This is a genomic window from Pseudomonas fluorescens (genome assembly GCF_001307275.1).
GTDB lineage: Bacteria > Pseudomonadota > Gammaproteobacteria > Pseudomonadales > Pseudomonadaceae > Aquipseudomonas > Aquipseudomonas fluorescens_AA.
The window spans coordinates 1,465,203-1,486,951 of record NZ_CP012831.1; the positions used below are offsets into that span (position 1 = coordinate 1,465,203).

The window sequence follows — 21,749 nt, forward strand, 5'->3', positions numbered from 1 at the left end:
AGTTATTCCTCGATTTCATTCAGGTTGCGCCCCGCCAGGGCGGCTTTCACCGTCGAGTCCAGGCGGCGGGCAGCAAAGGCATCGGTGACTTGCGACAGACGCTTGGTCTGCTGCTCAATGGCATAACCATCGGTGCCTTTGATCAATTCGGACAGTTCCTGCATCTGCAGCTCGATGACCATGCGCTCTTCAGCGTCGAGCAAGCGATCGCCGTCAGCTTCCAAGGCACCTTGCACGGCTTCGATCAGGCGCTGGGCGTCGACCTGTTGCTCGCGCAGCACTCGCGCCACCTTGTCGTCGCTGGCGTGCTGGAAGGAATCCTTGAGCATCTTGGCGATTTCGCCGTCGGTCAGGCCATAGGACGGCTTGACCTGGATGCTCGCTTCCACGCCCGAAGCCAGTTCGCGGGCGGAGACGTTGAGCAAACCATCGGCATCGACCTGGAAGGTCACGCGGATCTTCGCCGCACCGGCCACCATCGGCGGGATGCCGCGCAGTTCGAAACGGGCCAGGGAACGGCAGTCGCTGATCAGTTCACGCTCGCCTTGCAGCACGTGGACCATCATGGCCGACTGGCCGTCTTTATAGGTGGTGAAGTCCTGGGCGCGGGCAACCGGGATGGTGGTGTTGCGTGGAATCACCTTCTCCATCAGGCCGCCCATGGTTTCCAGCCCCAGGGACAACGGAATCACGTCGAGCAGCAACAGTTCGCCGCCGTCGCGCTTGTTGCCGGCCAGGGTATCGGCCTGGATCGCGGCGCCGATGGCGACCACCTGGTCCGGGTCGATTTCGGTCAGCGGCTGGCGGCCAAAGGCCTCGGCAACGGCTTCGCGAACCCGAGGCACGCGGGTCGAACCACCGACCATGACCACGGCTTTCACATCTTCAAGCTCGACACCGGAATCGCGCACGGCACGGCGGCAGGCCTTGAGGCTGCGGGCGACCATGGGCTCGATCAGGGCATCGAAGGCTTCGCGGGTCAGCGCCGCTTTCCAGTCGCCATAAGCGACTTCAACGGTGGCGGCGTCGGTCAAGGCTTCCTTGGCGGCGCAGGCGGTTTGCAGCAGGTGGCGTTGCGCACCCGGGTCGAGGTCGGCGGACAAGCCGGCTTGCTCGATGATCCAGCCGGCGATGGCGTGGTCGAAGTCATCGCCGCCCAGGGCGCTGTCGCCACCGGTGGCCAGGACTTCGAAAACACCGCCGGTCAGGCGCAGGATCGAAATATCGAATGTACCGCCGCCCAGGTCGTAGATCGCGACCAGGCCTTCGGCATGCTGGTCCAGGCCATACGCCACGGCAGCGGCAGTCGGCTCGTTGAGCAGGCGCAGCACGTTCAGGCCGGCCAGCTTGGCGGCGTCCTTGGTGGCTTGGCGCTGGGCATCGTCGAAATAGGCCGGGACGGTAATGACCGCGCCCACCAGTTCACCACCCAACGCCGCTTCGGCACGCTGGCGCAGGACCTTGAGGATGTCGGCGGAAACCTCGACCGGGCTTTTCGGGCCCTGCACGGTTTCGATGAACGGCATGTGGGATTCGCCGCCGACGAAGCGGTACGGCAGCTGGTCGCCCAATTGCTTGACGTCGGACAGACCACGACCCATCAAGCGCTTGACCGAGACAATGGTGTTCAGCGGGTCGGTGGCGGCGGCCAGCTTGGCGGACTCGCCCACTTCCACGCGGTCGGCGTGATAACGCACGGCGGACGGCAGGATCACCTGCCCTTGCTCATCGGCCAGCGGCTCGGAAAGACCGCTGCGCAAGGCAGCGACCAGGGAATTGGTGGTACCCAAGTCGATCCCGACAGCCAGGCGACGCTGGTGCGGTTGTGGACTTTGGCCGGGTTCGGCGATCTGCAGTAGGGCCATCGTAATCAGGACTTATCTGTAATCAGGCGTGCGACCGGAGCGGCACTGGGTTAATCGTCGAGGCGCTCTTCTAGCTGGCGCACTTCGTAGGTGAGCTTGTCGAGGAACTGCATGCGCCGCATCAGGCGTTCGGCCTGTTCGCGTTGCGCGGCATCGTTCCAGCAAGCTGCGAAGCTTTCGTTCAGTGTTTGCTGGGCGTCTTTCAAGCGCCGCTTGAATACCGCGACACCGGCCAGGTCGGCGCTGTCCTGCAGGTCCTCGAGCTCTTCGCGCCACTGCATCTGCTGCAAAAGAAACTCGGGATCGTGGACCGTGACCTCCAACGGCAACTCATGGCCGCTGATGGCGAGCAGGTAACGCGCGCGCTTGGCCGGGTGCTTGAGCGTCTGGTAAGCCTCGTTGAGGTTCGCCGACTGCTCGAGCGCCCGCCGCTGCTCCGCCTCGGAGGCATCGGCAAAGCGGTCGGGATGGACGCCACGGGCCAATTCAAGATAACGCGCGGACAACTGCTCGAGATCCAGCTGGAACGCAGGCTGCATCTGGAACAACGCAAAATGACAAGGAGTACCCACAAGCCGCCTCAGATGTTGAAGCTTTCGCCGCAGCCACATTCACCGCGCACGTTGGGGTTGTTGAACTTGAAGCCTTCGTTCAACCCTTCCTTGACGAAATCCAGTTCGGTACCGTCCAGGTACGTCAGGCTTTTCGGGTCGATGATCACTTTCTGACCATGACTTTCGAACACCTGATCGTCTTCGCCCACTTCGTCGACGAATTCCAGTACATAGGCGAGACCAGAACAGCCCGTGGTGCGCACACCCAGGCGGATACCCTCACCCTTGCCGCGCCCCGCAAGTGAGCGCTGGATATGGTTAGCTGCCGCTTCTGTCATCTGGATAGCCATGGAAAACTCCTTACCGTACGCGGATCAGATCAAGCCTTTCTTCTGCTTGTAATCGCGAACGGCGGCCTTGATGGCGTCTTCGGCGAGTACCGAGCAGTGGATCTTCACTGGCGGCAGGGCCAGTTCTTCGGCCAGCTGGGTGTTCTTGATGGTTTCGGCTTCATCAAGGGTCTTGCCCTTCATCCACTCGGTGGCCAGGGAGCTGGACGCGATGGCCGAACCGCAGCCATAGGTCTTGAACTTGGCATCTTCGATGATGCCCTGCTCGTTGACCTTGATCTGCAGGCGCATGACGTCGCCGCACGCCGGAGCGCCGACCATGCCGGTGCCGACATCAGGATCCTGCGCGTCCATCTTGCCGACGTTGCGCGGGTTCTCGTAGTGGTCGATGACCTTTTCGCTATATGCCATTTGCTTCAATCCTCATCAGTGAGTCGCTCTGGTGGCGACTTCTTCAGTGCGCCGCCCACTCGATTTTCGAAATGTCGACGCCGTCTTTGTACATGTCCCACAGCGGCGACAGAGCGCGCAGCTTGGTAACGGCCTCGCAGACTTTCTGCGCGGCGTAATCGATTTCTTCTTCGGTGGTGAAACGGCCGAAGGTAAAGCGAATGGAGCTGTGGGCCAGTTCGTCGTTGCGGCCCAGGGCGCGCAGTACGTACGAAGGCTCCAGGGACGCCGAGGTGCACGCCGAACCGGACGACACGGCCAGATCCTTGAGCGCCATGATCAGCGACTCGCCTTCAACGTAGTTGAAGCTCAGGTTCAGGTTGTGCGGTACGCGGGCGGTCAGGCTGCCGTTGACGTAGAGTTCTTCGAGGTGCTCGACCTGCTTGAAGAAACGGTCGCTCAGGGCCTTGATGCGTACATTCTCGGCCGCCATGTCTTCCTTGGCGACGCGGAAGGCTTCGCCCATGCCGACGATCTGGTGGGTCGCCAGGGTACCGGAACGCATGCCACGCTCGTGACCGCCGCCATGCATGGTCGCTTCGAGGCGAACACGCGGCTTGCGGCTGACGTACAGCGCGCCGATGCCTTTAGGGCCGTAGGTCTTGTGGGCCGAGAACGACATCAGGTCGACTTTCAGCTTGGACAGGTCGATGTCGACCTTGCCAGTGGACTGCGCGCCGTCGACGTGGAACAGAACGCCCTTGGAGCGGGTCAGTTCGCCGATGGCCGCGATGTCGTTGACGGTGCCGATTTCGTTGTTCACGTGCATGATCGAAACCAGGATGGTGTCGTCGCGCAGGGCGGCTTCAACCATGGCCGGGGTGATGATGCCGTCTTCACCGGGCTCGATGTAGGTAACTTCGAAGCCTTCACGCTCCAGTTGGCGCATGGTGTCCAGGACAGCCTTGTGCTCGATCTTGGAGGTGATCAGGTGCTTGCCCTTGGTGTGGTAGAAATGCGCGACACCCTTGATTGCCAGGTTGTCGGATTCGGTGGCACCGGAGGTCCAGACGATTTCACGCGGGTCGGCGTTGACCAGGTCGGCGACCTGGCGACGGGCGTTTTCGACCGACTCTTCGGCCTTCCAGCCAAACACGTGGGAACGGGACGCCGGGTTACCGAAGTTTCCGTCGACCAGCAGGCATTCACTCATTTTTTGCGCAACACGCGGATCAACCGGGGTGGTCGCAGAGTAATCAAGGTAAATCGGCAATTTCATGGACTTTCTCCTAAATCAGGCTGGCTGGCGTTCCGCGTGCTCTGCGGCAGTCATTCGACGGCGGACGCTTCAATCTTGTCCAGGTGCGGCGCCTTGCTGTTGCAACGGCGCTGGTCCTGACGCTGGGCTACTTCTTGCACCTCACGGCGAGTTACAAGGTCAGCCAAGCTGATACCGCTTAGAAATTCGTGAATCTGCAGGCTGAGGTCGCACCACAAGTGGTGGGTCAGGCAAGTATCGCCGCCATGGCAGTCGCCTAGGCCCTGGCATTTGGTCGCATCGACCGATTCGTTCACCGCATCGATCACCTGGGCGACCTGGATGCCTTGCATGTCCCGCGACAGCTGGTAGCCACCGCCAGGGCCGCGAACGCTGGAGACCAGGTTGCTGCGGCGCAGCTTGGCGAACAGTTGCTCAAGGTAAGACAGGGAAATGCCCTGGCGCTCGGAGATATCGGCCAGGGACACCGGCCCGTGCTGCGCATGCAATGCCAGATCGAGCATTGCGGTCACGGCGTATCGGCCTTTTGTAGTCAGTCGCATGGACAATTACCACGGAGTTCGGAATGGGGGCGAGTATGCAATTCCCGAGTATTTAAGTCAAGTATAAGACCTAGTGCTTTACTCAGGTTTACCCGCGAAAGAGCGCGCGCATGATAGCAAAGGCTGGCTGGCGGCGGCCAGTGATACCGCGTTATCGTTCATCGCGGGCAAGCCTTGCTCCCACAGCCTGCTCCCACAGCCTGCCCCCAAAGCCTGCTCCCACAGCCTGCTCCCACAGCCTGCTCCCACAGCCTGCCCCCAAAGCCTGCTCCCACAGCCTGCTCCCACAGCCTGCCCCCAAAGCCTTGCGCTTAAAGGAGCCCCCTGTGGGAGCAAGGCTTGCCCGCGATGCAGACACCTCGGTCAGCCGGCCTGACTTTGATCCTTATCCTTCACACACGCAAAGTCTTCCTCGCGCAGTTCAGGCAGGTCCTTGGCACAGTAATTACTGCCCAGGTCCTTCAGGGCGCCGCACATCCCCTCCAGGCGCCCATCGACGGCCTGCAGGTGATCGAGCAACTGGTTGATGGCCCGGGCGACCGGGTCGGGCATGTCTTCGCCGACACCGTAGGCGTCGAAGCCGATCTTCTCGGCCATGGCCTTGCGGCGAGCATCCTGCTCCTCATCGGACTTGACGATGATCCGCCCCGGAATCCCCACCACGGTCGCACCCGGCGGCACGGCCTTGGTCACCACGGCGTTGGAGCCGACTTTCGCCCCCGCCCCCACCGTGAACGGCCCGAGCACCTTGGCACCGGCACCGACCACCACGCCGTCTTCCAGGGTTGGGTGACGCTTGCCTTTGTTCCAGCTGGTGCCGCCGAGGGTCACGCCCTGGTACAAGGTCACGTCGTCGCCGATCTCGGCGGTTTCACCGATGACGATGCCCATGCCGTGGTCGATGAAGAACCGGCGACCGACCTTGGCGCCCGGGTGGATCTCGATCCCGGTCAGCCAGCGGCCGAAGTTCGAGACCAGCCGCGCCAGCCACTTCCAGCCCATGTTCCACAAGGCGCCGGACAGGCGATGGATCCAGATGGCGTGCATCCCCGGGTAGCAGGTCAGCACTTCAAAGGCATTGCGCGCCGCCGGGTCACGATGGAAAACACTTTGGATATCTTCACGCAAACGTTCGAACATTTTATTTCTTCCGCTTAATCAGCTCGCCACGGGCCGCCTTCTGGGTTTCCGTGAGGATGCCGCGCAATATATTCATCTCCGCCCGGCTGACCGAGCTTCGTCCGTACAACCGACGCAGGCGCGCCATCAAGTGCCGCGGCTTTTCCGGGTCGAGGAACTCGATGTCCACCAGGGTCTGCTCCAGGTGCTCATAGAATCGTTCCAGCTCGTCCATGGTCGCCAGTGTCTCACTGCGCGGCGACGTGACCTCGGTTTTTTCGACTTTGCTGGGCTTGCCTTCGGCCGCCAGCCAAGCCATGCGCACTTCATAACTCAACACCTGCACCGCCGCCCCCAGGTTCAAGGAACTGAACTCGGGGTCGGAAGGGATATGCACGTGAAAGTGACATCGCTGCAGCTCGTCATTGGTCAGGCCGGAGTCTTCACGGCCGAACACCAGGGCGATTTCAAAGCCTTGCGCGGCCTCTTCGACCACTTTGGTGCCGCATTCCCGGGGGTCGAGCAGCGGCCAGGGAATACGCCGGTCGCGGGCGCTGGTACCAAGCACCAGGTTGCAACCCACCAGGGCATCTTCGAGGGTGGCGACGACTTGCGCGTTGGCCAGGATGTCACCGGCACCAGAAGCGCGGGCGTCGGCTTCGTGATGAGGAAACAAGCGCGGCTCGACCAGCACCAGCCGCGACAGGCCCATGTTCTTCATGGCCCGCGCAGCTCCGCCGATGTTACCCGGATGGCTGGTATTGACCAGGACGACACGAATGTTCTGCAACAAGGGGGGCGCTCTCGAACACGATAAAGGGAGCAAATCTTACAGAAGCACCTACCGTTAAGCTATGAAAGCGAACACCAACCTTCTCCTGAGAAAACTTTCTGATAGAATGCGCGGCTTTCTTTAACAACCTTAGGTGACACATCCATGCAGCCCATGCTGAATATCGCGCTGCGCGCCGCCCGCAGCGCCAGTGAACTGATCTTCCGCTCCATCGAGCGCCTGGATACCATCAAGGTCGATGAAAAAGACGCCAAGGACTACGTGTCCGAGGTCGATCGCGCCGCCGAGCAAAAGATCGTCGACGCCCTGCGCAAGGCTTATCCGAACCACTCCATCCTCGGTGAAGAGACCGGCATGCACGCCGGCACTGGCATCGAAGGCGAAGAGTACCTGTGGATCATCGATCCGCTGGACGGCACCACCAACTTCTTGCGCGGCATTCCTCATTTCGCTGTCAGCATCGCCTGCAAATACCGTGGCCGCCTGGAACACGCTGTCGTGCTGGACCCGGTTCGCCAGGAAGAATTCACCGCCAGCCGCGGCCGTGGCGCCCAACTGAACGGTCGTCGCCTGCGCGTCAGCGGCCGCACCAGCCTGGACGGCGCCCTGCTGGGTACCGGCTTCCCGTTCCGTGATGACCAGATGGACAACCTGGACAACTACCTGGGCATGTTCCGCGCCCTGGTCGGCCAGACCGCCGGCATCCGCCGCGCTGGCGCCGCGAGCCTGGACCTGGCTTATGTGGCTGCCGGTCGTTTCGATGCATTCTGGGAGTCGGGCCTGTCCGAGTGGGACATGGCAGCGGGTGCCCTGCTGATCCAGGAAGCGGGTGGTTTGGTGAGCGACTTCACCGGCGGCCACGACTTCCTTGAAAAAGGCCACATCGTTGCCGGCAACACCAAATGCTTCAAGGCTGTGCTCACTGCTATCCAGCCGCATTTGCCGGCTTCGCTGAAACGCTAAGCGACACAGCTACAGAAAAAGCACCTTTCGGGGTGCTTTTTTATGCCTGGATTTTGCACACCCGAACCACTGTGGGAGCAAAGCTTGCTCGCGATACAGTGGCACACTCAACAGAGAGGCCACCTGACCCACCGCTATCGCGAGCAAGCTTTGCTCCCACAGTCATCCCACAGGATATTTGAGGAATGGGCCACAAAATGCGGGCGAAAAAAAAGCACCCCGAAGGGTGCTTTTTTCATAGCGGCTGGATCACTGGGCTGGTTCGTTCTGGCCCAGGATCAGTTGGCCTTCCTTGCTCACCGGGATCTGGTTGCCCGGGTCGCGATCCATGCGGACTTTGCCTTCTTTGCCGTCGAGCATGTAGCGAACGTCGTAGCCTACCACCTTGTCGCTGATGTCATTGACCGTGTTGCAACGCGTCTGGGTGGTGGTGTAGGTGTCGCGCTCCTGCATGCCTTCCTGAATCTTGTTACCGGCATAACCACCACCGGCCGCACCCGCCACAGTGGCGATTTTCTTGCCGGTGCCACCGCCGATCTGGTTACCCAGCAGGCCACCGGCTACGGCGCCCAGCACGGTGCCGGCGATCTGGTGCTGGTCCTGGACTGGCTTCTGCCGAGTCACGGTGACGTCCTTGCACACTTCACGCGGGGTCTTGATTTGGGTCTTGACCGGTTCCACGGCCAGTACTTGCGCATACTCAGGGCCACTCTTTACCAAGCTGTAGGTGGCGACCGCGCCACCGGCTGTTACACCGACAGCACCCAATACCGCACCAACCAGCATCGATTTGTTCACTTGAACCTCCTGACCATCACAAGCGGATTAATCCGCGCTTCTCCCAGCCTTGGAGCACAAAAAAAGGCGCGAGTTCAACTCGCGCCTTTTCAGCGGTGACCGGCGGAGCGACGAGCCTTATGGGCGGTCGTCCACTTCCGTTTCGGTGGCCGCAGGAGGAATCAGGTCCTCGGAGTTCAGGTTCAGCCAGATCAGCACCACGTTAGCGATGTAGATCGACGAGTAGGTACCCGCCATCACACCGATGAACAGCGCGATGGAGAAACCGAACAGGTTGTCGCCACCAAAAAACAGCAGCGCAGCAATCGCCAGCAAGGTAGAGATCGACGTCGCCATGGTCCGCAGCAGCGTCTGGGTGGTCGAAATGTTGATGTTCTCGACCAACGATGCCTTGCGCAGCACACGGAAGTTTTCACGCACCCGGTCGAACACCACGATAGTGTCGTTGAGGGAGTAACCGATGATCGCCAACACCGCCGCCAGCACCGTCAAGTCGAAGGTGATCTGGAAGAACGACAGGATACCCACGGTCACGATCACGTCGTGGATCAGCGAGGCAATCGCACCCACCGCGAACTTCCACTGGAAGCGGAAAGCCAGGTAGAGCATCACGCCGCCCAACGCCAACAGCATGCCGAGGCCGCCCTGGTCGCGCAGTTCTTCACCCACTTGCGGGCCGACGAACTCGACGCGCTTGACCTGCGCCGGGTTGTCGCCTCCAGCCTTCTGCAAGGCTTCGGCTACCTGGTGGCCCAGTTGCGGGTCTTCACCCGGCATGCGCACCAGCAGGTCGGTGGTCGCACCGAAGCTCTGCACGATGGCATCGCTGTAGCCCGAGGTCGCCAGTTGCTCACGCACCTTGGTGACATCAGCCGGACGCTCGTAGGTCAGCTCGATGAGCGTACCGCCGGTGAAGTCCAGGCCGTAGTTCAATCCCTTGGTGGCCCAGCTGAACAACGCCAGTACGGTAAGGAACAATGTGACGCCGAACGCAATGTTGCGAACGCCCATGAAGTTGATTGTACGTAACATGGCAGCCCCTTAAATCCACAACTTCTTGAAGTCACGACCGCCAAAGATCAGGTTGACCATTGCGCGGGTCACCATGATGGCTGTGAACATCGAGGTAAAGATCCCGAGGGACATGGTCACTGCGAAGCCCTTGACCGGGCCGGTGCCCATGGCAAAGAGAATCCCGCCGACCAGCAACGTGGTCAGGTTGGAGTCGAGAATCGCGGTGAATGCCCGGCCGAAGCCTTCGTTGATTGCCCGCTGGATCGTCATGCCCGCGGCGATCTCTTCACGTATCCGCGAGAAGATCAGCACGTTGGCGTCCACCGCCATGCCCATGGTCAACACGATACCGGCGATACCCGGCAGGGTCAGCGTAGCACCCAGCAGCGACATCAGGGCCAGCAGCAGCACCATGTTCACCGCCAGCGCGACGGTGGCGATGATGCCGAAGAAACGGTAGATGGCGATGATGAACAGCGAGACGAACAGCATGCCCCACAGCGATGCATCGATACCCTTGGTGATGTTGTCGGCACCCAGGCTCGGGCCGATGGTGCGTTCTTCAGCGAAGTACATCGGCGCGGCCAGGCCACCGGCACGCAGCAGCAGGGCCAGTTCCGAGGATTCACCCTGGCCGTTCAGGCCGGTGATGCGGAACTGGCTGCCCAGTGGCGACTGGATGGTCGCCAGGCTGATGATCTTCTTCTCTTCCTTGAAGGTCTGCACCGCGACGTCTTTCTCGACACCGTCGACCACTTGCTTGGTGTAGGTGGTGGTCGGTTTCTGCTCGATGAAGATCACCGCCATGCTGCGACCGACGTTGCTGCGCGTGGCGCGGCTCATCAGTTCGCCACCGTGGCCGTCGAGACGGATGTTCACCTGCGGACGACCCTGCTCGTCGAAGCCCGCCTGGGCGTCGGTCACCTGGTCACCGGTGATGATCAGGCCACGCTCGATCTGCGCCGCCGGACGACCGCCTTCACGGAACTCGAAGCTCTCTGTGGTGGCCTTGGACGCCCCCGGTTCAGCGCCGAGGCGGAATTCCAGGTTGGCTGTTTTACCAAGGATACGCTTGGCTTCGGCGGTGTCCTGCACGCCTGGCAGCTCAACCACGATGCGGTTGGCGCCCTGGCGCTGCACGATCGGCTCGGCCACACCCAGTTCGTTGACGCGGTTACGTACCGTGGTCAAGTTCTGCTTGATGGAGTATTCGCGGATTTCCGCCAGCTTGGCCGGGGTCATCGCCAGACGCAGCACCGCCTGACCATTGAGGTCGGCCGGCACAATGTCGAAATCGTTGAAGTTCTTGCGGATCAGCGCACGGGCCTGCTCGCGGGTATCTTCATCGCTGAAGCCCAGCTGAATGGCACCGTTGAGTTGCGGCAGGCTGCGATAGCGCAGGCGCTCTTTACGCAGCAGGCTCTTGACGTCGCCTTCGTAGACTTTCATCCGCGCGTCGAGGGCTTTTTCCATGTCCACTTCCAGCAGGAAGTGCACACCACCGGACAAGTCCAGGCCCAGCTTCATCGGATGCGCGCCAAGCTTGCGCAGCCATTGCGGGGTGGTCTGGGCCAGGTTCAGGGCTACAACGTAATCGTCGCCCAACGCCTTGCGCACCACGTCCTTGGCTGGCAACTGGTCTTCCGACTTGACCAGGCGCAGCAGGCCGCCCTTGCCGTTTTCGGCAATGGACGCAGCCTTGACCTCGATATTGGACGCCTTGAGCGCAGCGCTCGCACGGTCCAGATCGGCCTGGGTGACCTGCAGCGCAGTGCTTGCGCCACTGACCTGAATGGCCGGGTCATCCGGGTATAGATTGGGAGCGGAATAAATCAGACCGACCGCCAGCACCGCCAGGATCAGTACATATTTCCACAGAGGGTATTTGTTCAGCATCACGCCGCCCGCTTATGACGCGGGGCGCCTTGCGCGCCCCGTCGATTGAATAGAAGTTGTTACTTAGATCGCTTTCAGTGTGCCTTTTGGCAACGTGGCCGCGATAGCGCCCTTCTGGAACTTCATTTCAACAGTGTCGGACACTTCCAGTACCACGAAGTCGTCGGCCACTTTGGTGATCTTGCCAGCGATACCGCCGGTGGTGACCACTTCATCGCCCTTTTGCAGGCTGCTCAGCAGGTTCTTCTGCTCTTTGGCGCGCTTGGCCTGTGGACGCCAGATCATCAGGTAGAAGATGACCAGGAAGCCGACCAGGAAAATCCACTCGAAACCACCGCCCATAGGGCCGGCAGCAGCAGGTGCAGCCGCGTCAGCCATGGCATTAGAGATAAAAAAGCTCATTTAGCACTCCAGTTGCAAGTATTGAATCTAGGGATCGGAAAACTCAGTCCAAAGGCGGTACAGGCAACCCGCGCTTGGCATAGAAGGCCTCGACAAAGGCGGCCAATGTACCCTGTTGGATAGCCTCGCGCAAACCAGCCATAAGCACCTGATAATGGCGCAAATTGTGGATGGTATTGAGCATACTGCCGAGCATTTCGCCGCACTTGTCCAAATGATGCAGATAAGCGCGGGAGAAGTTCTGGCAGGTGTAGCAATCGCACGTCGGATCCAGCGGCGAATCATCATGGCGATGGAACGCGTTACGAATCTTCAGCACACCCGTGTCGATGAACAGATGCCCATTGCGGGCATTACGGGTTGGCATCACGCAATCGAACATGTCCACCCCGCGACGCACACCCTCAACCAGATCTTCCGGTTTGCCAACGCCCATAAGGTAACGAGGTTTGTCAGCAGGCATTTCCCCTGGCAGGTAATCGAGCACCTTGATCATCTCGTGCTTGGGCTCGCCCACCGACAGCCCGCCAATCGCCAGGCCGTCGAAGCCGATCTTGTCCAGGCCTTCGAGGGAGCGCATGCGCAGGTCGCGGTGCATGCCGCCCTGGACGATACCGAACAACGCCGCGGTGTTTTCGCCATGGGCATTCTTCGAACGCTGGGCCCAGCGCAACGACAGCTCCATGGACACCCGCGCCACGTCTTCATCGGCCGGGTACGGCGTGCATTCGTCGAAGATCATCACGATGTCCGAGCCCAGGTCGCGCTGCACCTGCATCGACTCTTCCGGGCCCATGAACACCTTGGAACCGTCCACCGGAGAAGCGAAGGTCACGCCCTCCTCCTTGATCTTGCGCATCGCGCCCAGGCTGAACACCTGGAAACCGCCGGAGTCGGTCAGGATCGGGCCCTTCCACTGCATGAAATCGTGCAGGTCGCCGTGGGCCTTGATCACTTCCATGCCCGGGCGCAGCCACAGGTGGAAGGTATTGCCGAGGATGATCTCCGCGCCAATCGCCTCGATGTCCCGTGGCAGCATGCCCTTGACCGTGCCGTAGGTGCCCACCGGCATGAACGCCGGGGTTTCCACGGTTCCGCGGGGGAAGGTCAGACGACCGCGACGAGCCTTGCCATCGGTGGCGAGCAACTCGAAGGACATGCGACAGGTGCGACTCATACTGTTTCCTCGGGTCCGCGTGGCGCGGGGTTACGGGTGATGAACATCGCATCACCGTAGCTGAAAAAGCGGTATCCATGCTCGACGGCGGCCTTGTAGGCGGCCATGGCTTCGGGATAACCGGCGAACGCCGAAACCAGCATCAACAGCGTGGATTCGGGCAAATGAAAGTTGGTGACCAGGGCATCGACCACATGGAACGGTCGGCCCGGGTAAATGAAGATATCGGTGTCGCCACTGAACGGCTTGAGCACGCCATCGCGGGCAGCGCTTTCCAGGGAACGCACGCTGGTGGTCCCCACCGCCACCACCCGACCACCTCGAGCGCGACAGGCCGCCACGGCATCGACCACGTCCTGGCTCACTTCGAGCCATTCGTTGTGCATGTGGTGGTCTTCGATACGCTCGACCCGCACCGGCTGGAACGTGCCAGCGCCCACGTGCAGCGTCACGAACGCGGTCTCCACGCCCTTGGCGGCAATCGCCTCCAGCAACGGCTGGTCGAAATGCAACCCCGCCGTCGGCGCCGCCACCGCCCCCAAGCGCTCGGCGTACACGGTCTGATAACGCTCGCGGTCCGAACCTTCGTCCGGGCGGTCTATATAAGGAGGCAACGGCATGTGCCCGACACGGTCGAGCAGCGGCAACACCTCTTCGGCAAATTCCAGCTCGAACAACGCATCATGCCGCGCCACCATCACCGCCTCGCCGCCACCGTCGATCAAAATCGACGAACCCGGCTTGGGCGACTTGCTGGAGCGCACATGGGCCAGCACACGATGACTGTCCAGCACCCGCTCCACCAGAATCTCCAGCTTGCCGCCGGAGGCCTTCTGGCCAAACAACCGCGCCGGAATCACCCGGGTATTGTTGAACACCATCAAATCGCCCGGGCGCAAATGCTCAAGCAAATCAGTGAATTGACGGTGAGCCATGGCACCGCTGACCCCATCCAGGGTCAACAGTCGACTGGCGCGACGCTCGGCCAGAGGGTGGCGAGCGATCAGCGAATCCGGGAGTTCGAAGGTAAAGTCAGCAACACGCATGATGGGGTTCGTCTAGCAGGGCCGGAAAGTCTAGCGGAAATATCAAAAATTCACCATGAAACGTGATTGACCAACGGTAGGCACCTCTCTATACTTCGCCGCCATTGAGCCCTGATGGCGGAATTGGTAGACGCGGCGGATTCAAAATCCGTTTTCGAAAGGAGTGGGAGTTCGAGTCTCCCTCGGGGCACCATCTTAAAGAAAGACCTTGAAATTCAAGGTCTTTTTTTTCGTCTGCAAAAAAGTGTCTACCGTGCCCACACCCACAAGAACACCGCAACCCCTGTGGCGAGGGAGCTTGCTCCCGCTTGAGCGCGAAGCGCTCACAAAGATCTCACGACCTCCACCAATGCTCCGCCTTGCGACGCCCAATTGACCCAGCTCCACCGCCCCTCCTCACCCGCTGACAAAGGATTTCACCCCATGGAATTGCTGCTGGAAACAGTCGCTCTTTACTCCCTCAAGCTGGCCTATGAGACAGAGGGTCACAGCCCGATCCTGCGGGATGATCCGTTGATGGGCGGGTGTGATCGGGAGGTGTTTGGGTTGTTGGTGCGCAGAGAAAACATCCAAACTATCCAGGCGAAAGTGCAGCACTGCCTGGACTTGGCGCTGGAGGCAATTGGGGGAAGCAATACAGCTTTGGGACGGGAACTCGAGCGGTTAGCGACTGACTTCGGCGCTTCCCGAACGGTAGAAGAGCTTCGGGGCCCGCTTCTAGCCCTTAGGGATTACCTGAAAGATATCCAGTAAACCTGCGGGACCTGGCGCAACCGAACATCTTGGAGAAATACGTTTTGCTGAAATGGATCTCTGCATTTTTTCTTAGCAGTAGCGAAAACGACACGCTGGGCGAGTTAGTGATGGAGAACCGGCGCTGGCGCATGTTCGCCAAGGTCGGCTTCACCATATTGGTGTTCATGCCCATCCTCACCTACTGCTCCTGGATAGCCCCACGGTTTGAGGACTCGGGGCTTACCAATCCCGCAGTGCTTGAGGTGATCAATAGCGAAGAGTATCAACGGGCATCCCGGGAGGTCTTTGCTCTGCTCGACCTGTATAACCGCGGGGAGATCGACCTGGATTCGCTGCATGGTTTACAGGGCGTACATCGAATTGGCGGGGTGATGGTCACTTTCAACCTGAAACTGGTGCCACGAGACGAGCCCAGGCAGGGAGGAGGCAGCAAATACAAGCTTGATGGCCAGTACAAAGTGACCGTCTCCATAGGCTATCTTGTTTTGTTTTTGACCATCGAGTTGGTTCTGATCGGGCTAACAGCCTGCGCAATTTTCCAAGGGCCACCAAAAGCGCAGCGCAGGTTTGAGGAACAGATACTCCAAGAGCATTTCTCCTTTGATATGCCCGTGCTCCCCGCCCCCCAAGAGCGAGCCGACCAGATCATCGAGCGCATGCTGCTGCGTTTTCACCGTTTTGCGAAAGACCTGGAACACCGCCCACGCGGCCGAAAGGGAATCCAGCTTGACGATGAATACGACGTCCAGTTTCTGGTCAACGCGTTGCTAAGATTGCAGTTCGATAACGTAAAGCCTGAAGAGCCGTCCCCGAGCATGGCAGCAGGCGGCACCCGCGCAGACTTCCTCCTGCCTGAACATGGGCTCTTTATTGAACTCAAGATGACGCGCGACGGTATGACCGCAAGGTCGCTAGCCGACGAGCTGATCCTGGATATCGCACGCTATCGTGCCCATCCCGAATGCCATGCAATCATTTTCTTCGTTTACGACCCTCGCGGCCTTGTTAAGAACACCATGGCATTGCGAACGGAGTTATCGGAGATTGCGGGTGAACTCCCTGTGAGCCTGATCGTTTCGCCTAGCCATTGAGGAAAGGGCGGCTCGTGAAGATTGCCCTAAATGCTCAAATACACAGGTACGGCGTCACCGCCAGCTCAAGCATGTCCACCAGCTCAGGATCCATGAAGCGATAGTCATCGGGAATATCCAGAACATGCAGCTGCTTGTGCTCAAGCAGCCGAGCGTACCCTGCCCGTAGACGATGCTCGTGCTTGCGCTCCATCACAAAAATGACATCGGCCCAACGGATATCCGCTGGGCCGCCTCGGATAGACTCACCCATAATCTGGCCGTTTTTCCCGCTCTCCTCCACGTAACCACGGAATGGCAAAAAAATTGAAGGACTCAGATTGATGTCAATTTCAATAGGGGATTTTTTCTACCCTTACGTAAAGTTCCTCCACGGCGCGGCCTACAACCTACACCAGATCCTGGAAGGCCTTGGCGTCGTATCATCGACCTTCACCGGGCGTAACGACGCCGGGCAAATCATCGGAACTTACTGGTCGCCTGATGAAGCCATGGTGATCACGCTGGGCTATCTGATGATGCTGTCATTGCTGCTGATTCCCCTGCTGGCAGCAACGGCCTTTACCGTGAGCAAGAAGCGAGGCGTGTTCATCTTCTTCGCGCTCCTGTTCCTACCTGGCGTGTTGAACTGCCTGGGCCTTTTCCCAACCATCAATTACCTGCCCATCCGCTACACCATCAACGGCGTTGGGAAGCTGGGCAGCGAAGTCGGGCTGATTCCCCTGTTGATGCTTTGCGCCCTCACTGGATGGGGTGTCATGGTCCTTATTTATGACAACCTCAACCTCACCGAACGCTTCCGCCAAATATATGATCACTTCTGGTTTCCGCTGGCATTGGTCGCAGCGGTGTTCTTCGTGGCGGACAACGGTGCCAATGAAGACGCCGCACTGCTGAAGGAGGCGACAGCAAGCATCCAGGACGCCAGCGCGTTCCTGTTGAGCCAAATCAGGCGCTACGACGATTACTGTAAGGCCAATGACTTGGGTAGCCTGAAGTCGTGCCAGTGGAGCAGCGATTCGCAGTGGACCTTTACTCATATCAAGGAAGGTGAAGCCAGCTACTTCATGGATTACGCACCGGACGACTCCAAAGGGTTCTACGCCGCGAATAGAAGAACCCTAAGCGATGAGGACGTGATCGCCATTCGCACAGAGATCAACGACTACAACCAACGGTTGTGCCCCGTGAAGCACTTTTCCAATGGCATGTCGCGCTCATCGCCGCTCTCCAGCACCTGTGAGTACGTCCCCCGTGGTTATTGCTCGGTCAATCCTGATGGTCCGCCGGGACTTGTAGACAAAAATATCAGCAGCCACACCGTAGCCTTAGCCAGCGAATGCATTATTCCCTGGCTCGCCGGTGCCAAGCCTTCCTTGAAGCAGTTGTCGGCGCTAGTCAGCCAACATGACAAGGCCAAGAATCACCGTTGGCTGTATTTCCTTGCTGTCGCCGTAGCGGTCGGAGCGAAAGTGGCCTTGGCGACTACCAAGCTGTGTTTGATCGATGCACGGCCTGCGGCTGATAGGCGTCGTGTTTTTAGGGCTGCACGGTATCGGCTGGGCCAGTGTCTGCGTGTACTGAAGCGTCTGCTGGTCGGTTTTGGCCAATTTGCATGGGTTGCTGCGACCCGCGTATCCAAGCTGCTTAGCCGTCTCCTTTTTGCACAGTCCCCTTTTTGCACAGATCATCAGCTCTGACCTTGTAAGCGACTTCAGGCCAGCTCGCGAACCTGGAATCATGGGTCCTTCCTAGGGGTCGCCCCCTACGGGTTATCAGATTCGCAGCTTTCCTCTAGCTGAGAAATCTGCTGGGACGTCCGTCTTTGTTGCTGAGTACAGTGACCTAACCGCTAGAAACTAGACCCGTCAAAACCATTGCTCGAAGCTCAATGACGTCTCAAACCGGTCCTGACGCATATTTTAACCGAATTCACCGACTGGATGCTCAGATCCTGCTCGTGTGCCGCTCGAGCACTGCTGTATATTTGTGCTAAGGATCGTGATTCCATCAAGACTGCTGAGTGACGTCCAAATGCTTTCTCATCTTGAAGGCTACGCAAAATGGAATTTTGCGAATAAAAACCTTGTAGACATCACAGCTTTAAATATTTATCTACCCAAAACCATACACAGAAACACACCAGATTCATGATGAGGAACAAATGGAAGGCTTTGCGGAATACAATACAAAACTCGAGCAAGTCTTCCATCTATGGAGAAAAGACTCTAATTCGGAGTACTCCAATCACAGTAATGTCACTGCAGCAAAAGTAAGAGAACTGATAGACATAGCGACTCTACGCGAGTCCGGCGTATTCTTTACCAGCGAAAACTTGGCGGAGAAAGCGATTAACGCTTTCAACGCACCTATAGACGATAGCGCTTTGGTCGTAGATCCAACATGTGGATCGGGAAGTCTTCTTGTTGCCGCCTCAAGAAAGCTCGCTATAATGCCATTAGCTAGTGATACTTTAAAAAAGTGGGGAAAACAGCTCTGTGGAATTGACCTATTCCCGGAGTTTGTTTACTGCACCAAGCTAAGACTAATACTAGAAACCCTAGTGAGAGGAGCGGAGGCAGATAAGAGCCTTCCAGAACTTCTAAATCTACTAACCAACATTCATGTTGGCAACTGCCTAGATCAATTACCCTTAATAACTAAGGCCACACATCTAGCACTTAACCCGCCTTACAACAACTCAAAGACGCCAGCAAACTATAGCTGGGCCAATGGAAAAATTAATAACGCAGCGATCTATTATTATGAATTGTCACTCATCTTAAAAGACGGCTGTTCAGTTTCGGCTATTCTTCCCGATGTTCTTAGAAGCGGAAGTAGGTTCGAAGCATGGCGTAGAACCGTCGAGCCCGCACTGGCCATGTCCAACGTCGTAGTCGAAGGTAGATTCGACAAACAAACTGATATTGACATATTCATCCTCAACGGCTTAGTTGACCGACAAAGCTACAACACCGTAGAGTGGCAGACGGTGGAAACTTTAGGTACGGAGGGCGCTCCCAAAATTCGAGATTTTTTTGAAGTTGCGGTCGGAGCGGTAGTTCCCTACCGGGATCCTCATGAAGGGAAGCTGTACTCATACATTCATCCAAAAACACTTCCTCGCTGGGGAGAAATAAGCAAGATCCCGGAAAGCCGTAGGTTTTTAGGAAGGGTTTTCCAGCCGCCCTTCGTTGCTATCCGAAGGACATCGGGGCCTAGAGATAGGCATAGAGCCGTACCGACACTGGTGCTAGGAAAGAGATTAGTCGCAGTCGAGAACCACCTTATCGTACTAACTCCACGGAACGGAAGTTTAGAAAAATGCCGCGAACTTTCAGAGTTACTCAAAGAGAACCACATCAATGAGTTTCTGAACAATAGAATTCGATGCCGTCACCTCACCGTATCGGCAATATCCGAAATACCATGGAGGTTTGAATGAAAGAATTGCTAGATGAGCTGCCTTTTGAGATTGCTGCTCGCTTACCCATTCAGCTCGGACGGCAAAGCATATCAAGCTCTATGGTTGCTATTTCCGAGCTTATTAAAAACTCTTACGACGCCGACTCGAAAAATGTGCAACTCAAATTCACCCTTTCAGAAGAAGGCCTTCCAACCCTCATAATTGAAGACGATGGGGAAGGCATGTCTCATGATGATGTTAAAGAAAATTGGTTAATTATAGGCACAAGCCATAAGACGCATCAGGACATCTCGGAAAAAGAAAGAATATACACTGGCGCAAAAGGTCTTGGCCGGCTTGGCGCGGATAGACTTTGCAAGACTTTAATCCTGCAGACAAAGCGCGAAAGCGAACAAATTGCACTGGAGCTTCAAATACAATGGGAGGCATACGAAAATTCAGAAAAGCCCCTATCCCAAATCAAGCACAAACTATATAAATACTCCACCCAAATTCAAGATGAATACGGAAAATTCCCGACTAACAAGAAGAACTCTGGCACAAGGATTATTCTGAAAGGATTAAAAGACGACTGGAATCTTAGTCTTTTAACCGACCTAAAAAAAGAGCTTTCACTTTTAATATCACCTTTTGATGAAGCTAATGACTTTTCAATTTCGATTAAATCGGACTACCCGGAAGTAAACGGAAACGTCTCTAGTTCATCCGCTGTTGAGTACGCACGTTGGGTTGTCGATGCGGAGCTTGATGGCGAAATCATTAATGCTAAATTTAAATACTCTGACGGTCGTGAATTTACAATCGATGCAGAAGAATGGAAAAACTGGATTAAAGATCGCCCTCCGCTGCCTAGCTCTGGTCCGTTAAAGCTCAAAATGTACTTTATTCCGTGGGATGCCCCTGGCCTAAAGAACGTAGACTTCACCAAGCGTAACTGGCGGGAGTTCATGAACGCAAACCAGGGTATACGTATTTATCGAGATCGATTCAGGGTGCGTCCTTATGGTGAACCCACAGGCAAGGGGGATTGGCTAGACCTTGGCATTCGCCGCGCACGTAGCCCTGGAGGGGTAAAACAAGGTGGCTGGAAAGTCGGGCCACACCAAGTTATTGGCGCAGTATTTATAGGTAGACAAACTAACCCCCTCTTAGAAGATCAAACAAATCGTGAGGGCATCGTTGAGTCAGAAGCATATTACGACATGCGCGCTTTCTGTGTAAAAATTATCGATCGCTTTGAACTTTACGCTCATCAAATTGCGCGAGAGGAAGATGACGACTCTGATACAGAAGAAAAGAAGCTGCTAGCCAAAAGAGCTATATCCGACACTACAAAAGTAGTCAAAGAGCTAAAAGAATCAATTTCGAAAAACATTCAACATCACGCTGACTCTGGTGAGCACAAAAACATCAGCGTTGATGAACCTGACATTTTGATGAATAGAATCGCCGAGGTTGAATCTAGGTTGGCAGAGGCGGCAGCCCGAGCAAGCGAGCTGGAAACCCATCTAGAGAAAAAGGCCGAAGAACTAGAGCATGAGAAAGACACGTTAGCTAACCTAGCATCATTAGGCATACTAACTGTCTGTTTCGGTCATGAAGCAAAAGAATTCACAAATCTATCACTAGTTAATGCAAAAAATTTAAGAGATAGTTTCGAAAGCGGTATATTTATGCTCACACCTCCTTATGACGAGGAGTTCGCAAACTGCTTAAAAACAATAATTTCAAGCACAGGCTTTGTAAGAAACTTTGCTTCATTTGCCTTGGGAAATATCAAACCAGACAAAAGAAGGCGTAAAGCAGTTCATATTGGCGACGTAGCTTCAGGCGTATTTAAAGCTTTAAGTGCATCCTTGGAAAGACAGAATATCGAAACAAGCGTCACATGCGAAACCAAAAGAAAGATCGTTGCCTTTGAAATAGATCTGGAAAGCATCTTTGTAAACCTAATATCCAACTCTATATGGGCGCTCAAAAAAACAGCAATAGGCGAACGGTTTATATCAGTTCACATTCATGAAACGAATGATTACATGACTATTAGCTTTGCTGATAGTGGATTTGGGTTAGAGTCAGGAACAGAAGATCAAATCTTCCAACCTATGTATAGTACTCGACTCGACAGGAAAGGATCGGTAGAAGGCACAGGCATGGGTCTTTCCATTGTTAAAAGCTTCGTGGATAATCATACAGGTGGAAACATTTCCTCGATAGCGAAGGGTAGACTTGGCGGAGCAGAGTTTACAATTAATATACCATTAAATACAAATCTCAAGGCGTAACC

The 21,749-nt window shown here is 57.0% G+C and carries 20 protein-coding genes, 1 tRNA gene and 1 pseudogene; 7 read left to right on the forward strand and 15 right to left on the reverse strand.

Annotated features, from left to right (window positions below; genetic code table 11):
- Window positions 1-2 precede the first annotated feature (2 nt).
- The 8 genes from hscA to trmJ all read right to left on the reverse strand — a co-directional run bounded on the left by hscA (window position 3) and on the right by trmJ (window position 6,892).
- Window positions 3-1,865, reverse strand: coding sequence for a Fe-S protein assembly chaperone HscA (gene hscA / locus AO356_RS06635; RefSeq protein WP_060739092.1), 1,863 nt, complete (start codon window positions 1,863-1,865; stop codon window positions 3-5).
- Window positions 1,866-1,915: 50 nt separating this feature from the next.
- Window positions 1,916-2,437 carry a co-chaperone HscB gene (hscB, locus tag AO356_RS06640; RefSeq protein WP_060739093.1) on the reverse strand — a complete coding sequence of 174 codons (522 nt, stop codon included), beginning with the start codon at window positions 2,435-2,437 and terminating at the stop codon, window positions 1,916-1,918.
- Window positions 2,438-2,445: 8 nt separating this feature from the next.
- The gene (gene iscA, locus AO356_RS06645) at window positions 2,446-2,769 is read right to left on the reverse strand and encodes an iron-sulfur cluster assembly protein IscA (protein ID WP_003185155.1); all 324 of its coding nucleotides are present in this window, start codon (window positions 2,767-2,769) and stop codon (window positions 2,446-2,448) included.
- A 24-nt stretch (window positions 2,770-2,793) separates the two neighbouring features.
- Complete coding sequence (iscU, locus tag AO356_RS06650; protein ID WP_003185157.1) at window positions 2,794-3,180, reverse strand: Fe-S cluster assembly scaffold IscU; 387 nt, start codon at window positions 3,178-3,180, stop codon at window positions 2,794-2,796.
- Between the two features lie 43 nt (window positions 3,181-3,223).
- Entirely contained in the window at window positions 3,224-4,438 is a 1,215-nt protein-coding gene (locus AO356_RS06655; protein ID WP_060739094.1) for an IscS subfamily cysteine desulfurase, read from the reverse strand.
- A 50-nt stretch (window positions 4,439-4,488) separates the two neighbouring features.
- The gene (gene iscR, locus AO356_RS06660; protein ID WP_003185160.1) at window positions 4,489-4,980 is read right to left on the reverse strand and encodes a Fe-S cluster assembly transcriptional regulator IscR; all 492 of its coding nucleotides are present in this window, start codon (window positions 4,978-4,980) and stop codon (window positions 4,489-4,491) included.
- Between the two features lie 363 nt (window positions 4,981-5,343).
- Window positions 5,344-6,120: a serine O-acetyltransferase gene (cysE, locus tag AO356_RS06665; RefSeq protein ID WP_060739095.1), complete on the reverse strand. Its 777-nt coding sequence runs from the start codon at window positions 6,118-6,120 to the stop codon at window positions 5,344-5,346.
- Between the two features lies 1 nt (window position 6,121).
- Window positions 6,122-6,892: a tRNA (cytosine(32)/uridine(32)-2'-O)-methyltransferase TrmJ gene (gene trmJ, locus AO356_RS06670; protein WP_038856918.1), complete on the reverse strand. Its 771-nt coding sequence runs from the start codon at window positions 6,890-6,892 to the stop codon at window positions 6,122-6,124.
- A gap of 144 nt (window positions 6,893-7,036) precedes the next feature.
- Between trmJ and suhB the strand changes: the two genes are divergently transcribed.
- Window positions 7,037-7,855: an inositol-phosphate phosphatase gene (gene suhB, locus AO356_RS06675; protein WP_003185165.1), complete on the forward strand. Its 819-nt coding sequence runs from the start codon at window positions 7,037-7,039 to the stop codon at window positions 7,853-7,855.
- Window positions 7,856-8,104: 249 nt separating this feature from the next.
- Here the strand turns inward: suhB and AO356_RS06680 are convergent, their stop codons facing one another.
- The 6 genes from AO356_RS06680 to queA form a co-directional block, all read right to left on the reverse strand.
- Window positions 8,105-8,653, reverse strand: a complete 549-nt coding sequence (locus AO356_RS06680) for a glycine zipper 2TM domain-containing protein (protein WP_014336691.1) — start codon at window positions 8,651-8,653, stop codon at window positions 8,105-8,107.
- 117 nt (window positions 8,654-8,770) lie between these two features.
- Window positions 8,771-9,685: a protein translocase subunit SecF gene (gene secF / locus AO356_RS06685; protein ID WP_060739096.1), complete on the reverse strand. Its 915-nt coding sequence runs from the start codon at window positions 9,683-9,685 to the stop codon at window positions 8,771-8,773.
- Window positions 9,686-9,694: 9 nt separating this feature from the next.
- Window positions 9,695-11,563 (reverse strand): protein translocase subunit SecD, encoded by a 1,869-nt coding sequence (gene secD / locus AO356_RS06690; protein WP_060739097.1) that lies wholly within the window; start codon window positions 11,561-11,563, stop codon window positions 9,695-9,697.
- A 63-nt stretch (window positions 11,564-11,626) separates the two neighbouring features.
- Entirely contained in the window at window positions 11,627-11,965 is a 339-nt protein-coding gene (gene yajC, locus AO356_RS06695) for a preprotein translocase subunit YajC (protein ID WP_007916913.1), read from the reverse strand.
- A 43-nt stretch (window positions 11,966-12,008) separates the two neighbouring features.
- Window positions 12,009-13,124 carry a tRNA guanosine(34) transglycosylase Tgt gene (tgt, locus tag AO356_RS06700; RefSeq protein ID WP_161951757.1) on the reverse strand — a complete coding sequence of 372 codons (1,116 nt, stop codon included), beginning with the start codon at window positions 13,122-13,124 and terminating at the stop codon, window positions 12,009-12,011.
- 14 nt (window positions 13,125-13,138) lie between these two features.
- Complete coding sequence (gene queA / locus AO356_RS06705; RefSeq protein ID WP_028237240.1) at window positions 13,139-14,188, reverse strand: tRNA preQ1(34) S-adenosylmethionine ribosyltransferase-isomerase QueA; 1,050 nt, start codon at window positions 14,186-14,188, stop codon at window positions 13,139-13,141.
- 108 nt (window positions 14,189-14,296) lie between these two features.
- On the opposite strand from queA, the gene AO356_RS06710 reads away from it, so the two are divergent.
- The 3 genes from AO356_RS06710 (at window position 14,297) to AO356_RS32995 (ending at window position 16,035) form a co-directional block, all read left to right on the forward strand.
- Window positions 14,297-14,381, forward strand: a tRNA-Leu gene (locus tag AO356_RS06710).
- 230 nt (window positions 14,382-14,611) lie between these two features.
- On the forward strand, window positions 14,612-14,941 hold the full coding sequence (locus AO356_RS06715) for a hypothetical protein (protein WP_060739098.1): 330 nt from the start codon (window positions 14,612-14,614) through the stop codon (window positions 14,939-14,941).
- A 29-nt stretch (window positions 14,942-14,970) separates the two neighbouring features.
- Entirely contained in the window at window positions 14,971-16,035 is a 1,065-nt protein-coding gene (locus AO356_RS32995; protein ID WP_237140805.1) for a hypothetical protein, read from the forward strand.
- A 34-nt stretch (window positions 16,036-16,069) separates the two neighbouring features.
- Here the strand turns inward: AO356_RS32995 and AO356_RS06725 are convergent.
- A pseudogene (locus AO356_RS06725) lies at window positions 16,070-16,267 on the reverse strand (phosphotyrosine protein phosphatase); the annotation flags it as partial.
- Window positions 16,268-16,358: 91 nt separating this feature from the next.
- Between AO356_RS06725 and AO356_RS06730 the strand changes: the two are divergent.
- From AO356_RS06730 to AO356_RS06735, 3 genes are all read left to right on the forward strand, one after another.
- On the forward strand, window positions 16,359-17,735 hold the full coding sequence (locus AO356_RS06730) for a hypothetical protein (protein WP_060739101.1): 1,377 nt from the start codon (window positions 16,359-16,361) through the stop codon (window positions 17,733-17,735).
- 464 nt (window positions 17,736-18,199) lie between these two features.
- Window positions 18,200-19,480 (forward strand): N-6 DNA methylase, encoded by a 1,281-nt coding sequence (locus AO356_RS31585; protein ID WP_109791046.1) that lies wholly within the window; start codon window positions 18,200-18,202, stop codon window positions 19,478-19,480.
- On the forward strand, window positions 19,477-21,747 hold the full coding sequence (locus AO356_RS06735; protein WP_060739102.1) for a sensor histidine kinase: 2,271 nt from the start codon (window positions 19,477-19,479) through the stop codon (window positions 21,745-21,747). Before AO356_RS31585 ends, AO356_RS06735 begins: the two co-directional genes overlap by 4 nt.
- Window positions 21,748-21,749: the final 2 nt, after the last annotated feature.

What these genes read in the sequence shown, in the direction of transcription:
- hscA (WP_060739092.1), bottom strand. Translation starts at nt 1,865, where the DNA reads ATGGCCCTACTGCAGATCGCCGAACCCGGCCAAAGTCCACAACCGCAC.
- iscA (WP_003185155.1), bottom strand. Translation starts at nt 2,769, where the DNA reads ATGGCTATCCAGATGACAGAAGCGGCAGCTAACCATATCCAGCGCTCA.
- iscU (WP_003185157.1), bottom strand. Translation starts at nt 3,180, where the DNA reads ATGGCATATAGCGAAAAGGTCATCGACCACTACGAGAACCCGCGCAAC.
- AO356_RS06655 (WP_060739094.1), bottom strand. Translation starts at nt 4,438, where the DNA reads ATGAAATTGCCGATTTACCTTGATTACTCTGCGACCACCCCGGTTGAT.
- iscR (WP_003185160.1), bottom strand. Translation starts at nt 4,980, where the DNA reads ATGCGACTGACTACAAAAGGCCGATACGCCGTGACCGCAATGCTCGAT.
- cysE (WP_060739095.1), bottom strand. Translation starts at nt 6,120, where the DNA reads ATGTTCGAACGTTTGCGTGAAGATATCCAAAGTGTTTTCCATCGTGAC.
- suhB (WP_003185165.1), top strand. Translation starts at nt 7,037, where the DNA reads ATGCAGCCCATGCTGAATATCGCGCTGCGCGCCGCCCGCAGCGCCAGT.
- secF (WP_060739096.1), bottom strand. Translation starts at nt 9,685, where the DNA reads ATGTTACGTACAATCAACTTCATGGGCGTTCGCAACATTGCGTTCGGC.
- secD (WP_060739097.1), bottom strand. Translation starts at nt 11,563, where the DNA reads ATGCTGAACAAATACCCTCTGTGGAAATATGTACTGATCCTGGCGGTG.
- yajC (WP_007916913.1), bottom strand. Translation starts at nt 11,965, where the DNA reads ATGAGCTTTTTTATCTCTAATGCCATGGCTGACGCGGCTGCACCTGCT.
- tgt (WP_161951757.1), bottom strand. Translation starts at nt 13,124, where the DNA reads ATGTCCTTCGAGTTGCTCGCCACCGATGGCAAGGCTCGTCGCGGTCGT.
- queA (WP_028237240.1), bottom strand. Translation starts at nt 14,188, where the DNA reads ATGCGTGTTGCTGACTTTACCTTCGAACTCCCGGATTCGCTGATCGCT.
- AO356_RS06715 (WP_060739098.1), top strand. Translation starts at nt 14,612, where the DNA reads ATGGAATTGCTGCTGGAAACAGTCGCTCTTTACTCCCTCAAGCTGGCC.
- AO356_RS06730 (WP_060739101.1), top strand. Translation starts at nt 16,359, where the DNA reads ATGTCAATTTCAATAGGGGATTTTTTCTACCCTTACGTAAAGTTCCTC.
- AO356_RS31585 (WP_109791046.1), top strand. Translation starts at nt 18,200, where the DNA reads ATGGAAGGCTTTGCGGAATACAATACAAAACTCGAGCAAGTCTTCCAT.
- AO356_RS06735 (WP_060739102.1), top strand. Translation starts at nt 19,477, where the DNA reads ATGAAAGAATTGCTAGATGAGCTGCCTTTTGAGATTGCTGCTCGCTTA.